Genomic DNA, 5,923 nt, shown 5'->3' with positions numbered 1-5,923 from the left:
GTGCCGGTGTTCGTGCAACAGGTGGGTGTGCGCTCCGGCGAAGACCCCAACCGCGCGGCGGTCAAGGCGGTGCTGTCGCACCTGGTCGCCAATCGGATCGGCTTTGCCTACTGGGAATACCGCGGGGCGGTGAACCCCAACGAGTACGGTGTGATGTACCAGCGCGGCAACGAGTGGGTGCCCAAGCGCGACTGGATTGACGCGATCACGCCGTTCTTCAAGCAGTAGCCAACGGCAAGACGCGCCGCGGGCCTTCGCAGGCCGCGACGCGTCCATTTGGTCACCACCGCCTGCGGTGACCGCAGGCGGTGGCGCAGCGCTCAAACCGTCAAGGCGTCGGCCGCATCGGCAGCGGCGGGTAACCCGCCGGAGGCACCTGCTCGACCGGCGGTGCCGGAGGAACGGGCGATACAGGCTGCGGCGCGGGCGTCGGTGTCGGTGCGACCGGCTGCGGCGCAGGCATCGGTGCTGGCGGTGCGGCAGTGCTTGGGGCAGCCGGGCCGGCCGCCGTCGGTGGCAACGCGGCCGGATCGACGATGACCTCGCGCGTCACGAGCTCGCGCAAGATGCCACCTGAGGCGACGCTGCCGCTCGTGGTGCCTATGCGCAAGCGCGTCACGCAATCCTGCTTGTCGGGCGACGGCAAGGCGTCGCAGCGCCGCAGCGCGTTTTGCTGCAGCAAGGACGGGGCTTCCTCCGGCTTGTCGGGCTGGGTTTGCGCAAAGGCGGTGCTGGCTTCGCTCAGGCAGTTGGCCCGTGCGGTGGACTGCACGGGCAGCGTGCGACAGTGGGCCGTGTCACGGGCGTACTTGGCGCGCGCGGTCTGACTTGCCGTCGAGGGCTGGGCCGACGAGGTGGCCGCTTGGGCCGGCAGGCCGGTCAGTAGCAAGGTCACCACGGCGGGCACCAGGGCGAGTTGGGAAATGGACAGCTTGCTCATGGTCCCTCCTGGGGGAACTGGGGTGCTTGCATGCTCGCGAACGCAGACGGCGCCCGCCATCGGATCGCAAGCGCAATCGCTGTAGGACGACGGAGCAGAACGTCGCCACGATCGCCTTGCCGGCACGTCGATTGCTGTTTTTTGGGGCTCGACCGACGGCACGCGGCCTGCGGACGCTTTGCTTGGCAAGCCTCCCGCAAGGTGCCAATATCGATCGCCATGCCCACGCCGCCCACTTCCCCGCCTGCCCCGCCTGCGCCTGAAGACCCACCGCGCCGCGAATGGCTTCAGCGCACCGCACGCTGGGCCACGCTCGCCGCCGCCTGGGCGTCRATGGGCGCTGGTTGCGGCGGCGGTGGCGGCAGCGGAACCTCTGCACCCCCGCCCCCACCACCACCACCGCCTCCCGGCGGCGCCCGGCTGACCACGCTGAACAGCAGCCTGGCCAGCCCATGGAGCCTGGCCTTTCTGCCCGATGGCCGAATGCTGGTGACGGAGAAGTCGGGCCACCTGCGCCGGCTGTCGGCCGATGGCCGCACCGTGGAGGCAGACATCAGCGGCGTGCCGGCGGTCGTTGCCGACGGCCAGGGTGGCCTGCTCGACGTGGTGCTGGGGCCGGATTTCGCGACCACGCCGTGGGTCTACCTGACGTATTCGGAACCCGGCAGCGGGCCCGACCTCGGCCGCTCGGGCACCGCAGTGGCGCGCGGCCGGCTGGTCGGCAACGCACTGCAGGGCGTGCAGGTCATCTACCGTCAAGTGCCCAAGACCACTGGCAGCGGCCACTTCGGTTCGCGCATGGTCTTCGCCAGCGATGGCACGCTCTTCGTCTCGCTGGGCGAGCGCCAGAAAGGCAGTCCGGCACAGGATCTGACCACCTCGCTCGGCAAGATCGTGCGCATCCGCCCCGACGGCAGCATCCCGCCGGACAACCCGGCGCTGGGTGGGGGCGCCCGGCCCGAGCTCTGGAGCTACGGGCACCGCAACCCGCAGGCGGTGGCGATCCACCCGACCACCGGCGAGCTGTGGAACTCAGAGCATGGCCCGCAAGGGGGCGACGAGTTGAACCACGTCCAGCGCGGCGGCAACCACGGCTGGCCGCTGGTCAGCTACGGTTGCGAGTACGGGGCGCCTGTCGGCGACGGCTGCCGCATCGGCGGCGGCACGCACGCGCCGAACTACGTCGAGCCGGTGTCTTACTGGGTGCCGATCTCGACCGCGCCGAGTTCGCTGCTGTTCTACACCGGCACCGGCTTCCCGGAATGGCAGGGCAACGCCTTTGTCGGCGCGCTGGCGGGCCAGACGCTGTGGCGAGTGGTGCTCAATGGCAACAGCGAGGTCTCGCGCGACGAGCCGCTTTCCGGCATGCTCAATACCCGCGTGCGCTGCGTGCGCCAGGGTCCGGACGGCTGGATCTACCTGCTGACCGACAGCGGCCAATTGCTGCGCGTCGAGCGCTGAGCGGTTGCGGGGTCGCCGAACCCCGGTGCAAGCAGCGGGCAGTTCTCACGCTCGGCCGTCACAAGACGTTTCACATCGCGCGATCGCGGTGCTTGACATCGCGAACGACGTCACGCACCGCGGTCCGCACTGGGCGGACAATCGATACCCAGATGTTCTGCAGTCAAAAACGCTTCCACGAATGATGGATGACGCATGGTTTCGCCGCCAGGTGGGTCGGCATACCAATTCATGGCGCGACCGCCCGCGCGAATTTGCCCGTCGTACCGGGCAGGATGCCGCCATGGCGCTTGGCGCTGTGGCAGCGCTGGTGCTGGTGTTGTCGATAGGCCTGCTGGTGTCGCTGGTCGGATGGCTGCGCGGGTCCTGGGGCTCGCTTTGGTTGATCCTCGGCCTGCTGGTGCTGGCAGCGGCGTGGCCACTGCTGCGCGCGCTGCGCCTGCAAGCGGCCGAACCGGACGGCGTGGTCGTCAGTGCGCAGCAGGCCAAGGAAGTGCATGCGCTGGTCGAGAAGACCCGCTCGGCACTGGACGCCGCACCGATTGACGAGTTGCGTTTCGACGCCTCGCTCGAGGTCAAGCTGGTGATGCAGCCGCGCCTGGGCGTGTTGGGCTGGCCACGCCACGTGCTGGTGATCGGTCTGCCCTTGATGATGGCGCTGGGCACCGAACCGCTGGCCGCGCTGGTGGCCCACGCGCTGGTGCCATTGCGGCGCGACTCCGACTGGCGCGAGGCGATGCGCGAGCCCGCCGCGTGGGTCGAGCGGCAGCGTCGCACCTGGGCCGCGCTCGCGTCGGCGTGGACGCCGTCCCGCCTGCTGCCTTGGTGGCAGGACGCGGTGCTGGCGCCTTTCATGAACCGCTTCCTGCCCCGCTTCAACGCCCGTGCGGTGGTGCTGGGCCGCGAAGAAGCCGCCATCGCCGACCGCCTGGTGTTGTCGCAATGCGGCGCGCCGGCTCTGGCCACCGCACTGATGGGCCCGGCTGTGCAACAGCGCTTCCTGGACGAGGTGTTCTGGCCGCAGCGCTGGGCCAGCGCGCGCGAATCGCACTTGCCCAACGTACTGCCGCTGCGCGAGTTGCGGGCGCTGATCGGTGCCAGCCTGCGCCACCCGCAGGCGACCGGCTGGCTGCACGACTCGCTGCAGTCGCTGCCGCCCAAGGGTGATCTGCGCGCCGCATTGCGAGACCGTTTGGCCCTGACCGGCGATGCGGCCCGCCTGTCCAAGCGCGCCAGCGAAGGCCGCAGTGCCGCTGACGCACTGCTGGGCCGCCAGCTCGACGGCTGGATCGACCTGCTGGACGCCCATTGGCAGCGTGAAGCCGCGGCCTCATGGGCCGACATGCACCGCACCCACCGCGAGCGCGAGAAGCTGCTGACCGAGCTGGCCGAAAGCCATGCGTCGCGGCCGCTGTCGCTCGACGACCATCTGCTGTGGATCCGCACCGCGAGCCAGGTGCAGGGCCCTGCCAGCGCGGTACCAGTCGCCCGCGAGGCGGTCACCCGCCACCCGAAGAGCCCCGGCGCGCGCTACCTGCTGGCCTGCACGCTGCTCGATGCGCGCGGCCTGCTGCCGTCACGCCACCTGCTGCCTGATCTGCCGCCTGACGCCAACGAGGCGCTGGGCCTGCTGCGCGAGTTGTCTGACGAAGACTCGGAGGGCACCAAGGGCGGCGCGGTCGACAGCCACGACCTCAGCTGGGCCCTGCCTGCCGCGCGCCGCCTGGAGCGGGCGCTGATCCAGCGCGAAGGCATCGAGGCATTGCGCGCCGTGCGCCYGCGCATTGCCGAGCTGGAGCGCGACGCCGACAAGGCGATGGACACGCTGACCGATTTCTCCGGCCCGCAACTGCTGGGCCCGGCCAAGATGGGCGGGCGCACGCTGCGGCCGCTGCTGGAGCGGCTCAAGAGCGAGCAGGCCATCGGCCGCGCCTGGCTGCTCGCCAAGACCGACACCCGCGCCCGTGGCTGGGTGCTGCACCTGCTGGTGATCGAACGCTCGACCTCGCTCGACCAGCCCGGCCCGTACCACGATTGGACCGAGCTGGTCGCGCTGCTGGACGCGCCGGTCTCTTGCCACGTGATCGACCTGTCGCACCCCGACTGGACAGGCCCGCGCCGGATGGACCTGGTGCAGCAGTTCCAGGAAACCGCCGGCGGCCGCGTCTACGCGTCGCGCGGCGGCTGACGCCCCAACCACCCTGCCGCCTCCCTGGCGACCCGTTCGCACGAGTCTGCGTAGCGCTCACCGCCCGTGATCGGCACTTGAGTTCAAATGCCGGCCACGAAAGGGTGGTGCGGGCATGGGCAAAGGCAGGTTGGAGGCGTTCAGCGATGGCGTGATCGCCATCATCATCACCATCATGGTGTTGGAGATGAAGGTGCCGCACGGCGATTCGCTGGAGGCGCTGGCACCGCTGCTGCCGGTGTTCCTGAGCTATGTGCTCAGCTTCGTCTACGTCGGCATCTACTGGAACAACCACCACCACCTGCTGCACGCGACGACCCGCGTCTCGGCCCGGGTGCTGTGGGCCAACCTGCACCTGTTGTTCTGGCTCTCGCTGTTCCCGTTCGCCACCGGCTGGATGGGCGAGAACCACTTCGCGGCCTGGCCCTCGGCCCTGTACGGCGTGGTGCTGCTGATGGCGGCCATCGCCTACTGGCTGCTGCAGCAAGCCATCATCGCGTCGGAAGGGCCGTCCTCGGTGCTGAAGCAGGCGCTCGGCAGCGACTGGAAGGGCAAGCTGTCGCCGATGTTCTACATCATCGGCATCGTCTCTACGCAGTTCGTGCCCTGGGTGGCAGAGGCCGCCTACGTGCTGGTCGCATTGCTCTGGTTGATCCCCGACCGGCGCATCGAGCACGCGCTGCAGAAGCCGCACTGAGCCACATTCGGCACGGCCGTAACCCCCTGGCCGGCACAGGTCAGCCGCCATTTTTTACAATGGTGGCGTGCATTTGCTGAACGCCGACCTCCACTGCCATTCGACCGCGTCGGACGGCAGCCTCAGCCCCACTGCGTTGGCGCAACGGGCCCACGAGGGCGGAGTGCAGCTGTGGTCCCTGACCGATCACGATGAGCTGGCCGGCCAACGCGAGGCCCGTGAGGCTGCCGAAGCGCTCGGCATCGCCTACGTCAGCGGAGTCGAGATCTCCGTCAGCTTCGCCGGCGAAACAGTCCACATCCTCGGATTCGGCTTCGACCCCGATGAACCGGCGCTGGTCGCGGGCCTGTCGAACCTGCGTGCTGGCCGCATCACCCGGGCACAGGAAATGGGCGAGAGCCTGGCCAAGGCCGGCATCCCCGGCGCCTACGAAGGCGCACTGGCGCTGGCGCCGAACCCCGAGTTGGTCTCGCGCACCCACTTCGCTCGCTTCCTGGTCGAGCACGGCCATTGCAGCAGCGTGCACGAGGTGTTTGGCCGCTTCCTGAAAGAAGGCAAGCCCGGTTTCGTGCCGCACCGCTGGGCCGGCCTGGGTGACGCGTTGCGCTGGGTTCACGGCGCCGGCGGCGTCACTGCC

General features: G+C 69.5%; 6 protein-coding genes. 5 read left to right on the top strand and 1 reads right to left on the bottom strand.

The features are described from left to right. Nucleotides 1-228 (top strand): hypothetical protein (locus tag AC1DYI_RS24485; RefSeq protein ID WP_477206742.1); only part of this gene is annotated, 228 nt, incomplete at its 5' end. A 100-nt stretch (nt 229-328) separates the two neighbouring features. On the opposite strand, the gene AC1DYI_RS24480 is transcribed toward AC1DYI_RS24485, so the two are convergent. Further along, on the bottom strand, nt 329-940 hold the full coding sequence (locus tag AC1DYI_RS24480) for a hypothetical protein (protein ID WP_477206741.1): 612 nt from the start codon (nt 938-940) through the stop codon (nt 329-331). A gap of 219 nt (nt 941-1,159) precedes the next feature. On the opposite strand from AC1DYI_RS24480, the gene AC1DYI_RS24475 reads away from it, so the two are divergent. The 4 genes from AC1DYI_RS24475 to AC1DYI_RS24460 all read left to right on the top strand — a co-directional run. Continuing rightward, complete coding sequence (locus AC1DYI_RS24475) at nt 1,160-2,401, top strand: PQQ-dependent sugar dehydrogenase (protein ID WP_477206740.1); 1,242 nt, start codon at nt 1,160-1,162, stop codon at nt 2,399-2,401. 283 nt (nt 2,402-2,684) lie between these two features. After that, the gene (locus tag AC1DYI_RS24470) at nt 2,685-4,589 is read left to right on the top strand and encodes a hypothetical protein (protein WP_477206739.1); all 1,905 of its coding nucleotides are present in this window, start codon (nt 2,685-2,687) and stop codon (nt 4,587-4,589) included. A 115-nt stretch (nt 4,590-4,704) separates the two neighbouring features. Then, nucleotides 4,705-5,286 carry a TMEM175 family protein gene (locus tag AC1DYI_RS24465; protein ID WP_477206738.1) on the top strand — a complete coding sequence of 194 codons (582 nt, stop codon included), beginning with the start codon at nt 4,705-4,707 and terminating at the stop codon, nt 5,284-5,286. A gap of 76 nt (nt 5,287-5,362) precedes the next feature. Beyond that, nucleotides 5,363-5,923 (top strand): PHP domain-containing protein (locus AC1DYI_RS24460; RefSeq protein WP_477206743.1); only part of this gene is annotated, 561 nt, incomplete at its 3' end.

This window comes from Ideonella sp. P3_A4, assembly GCF_056403075.1.
The sequence above is the reverse complement of the archived record's forward strand: the minus strand, read 5'-3'. Positions and strand labels throughout refer to the sequence as shown.

Bases quoted from the DNA above. Each gene is read 5' to 3' on its own strand.
- AC1DYI_RS24480 (WP_477206741.1), bottom strand. From the start codon at position 940: ATGAGCAAGCTGTCCATTTCCCAACTCGCCCTGGTGCCCGCCGTGGTG.
- AC1DYI_RS24465 (WP_477206738.1), top strand. From the start codon at position 4,705: ATGGGCAAAGGCAGGTTGGAGGCGTTCAGCGATGGCGTGATCGCCATC.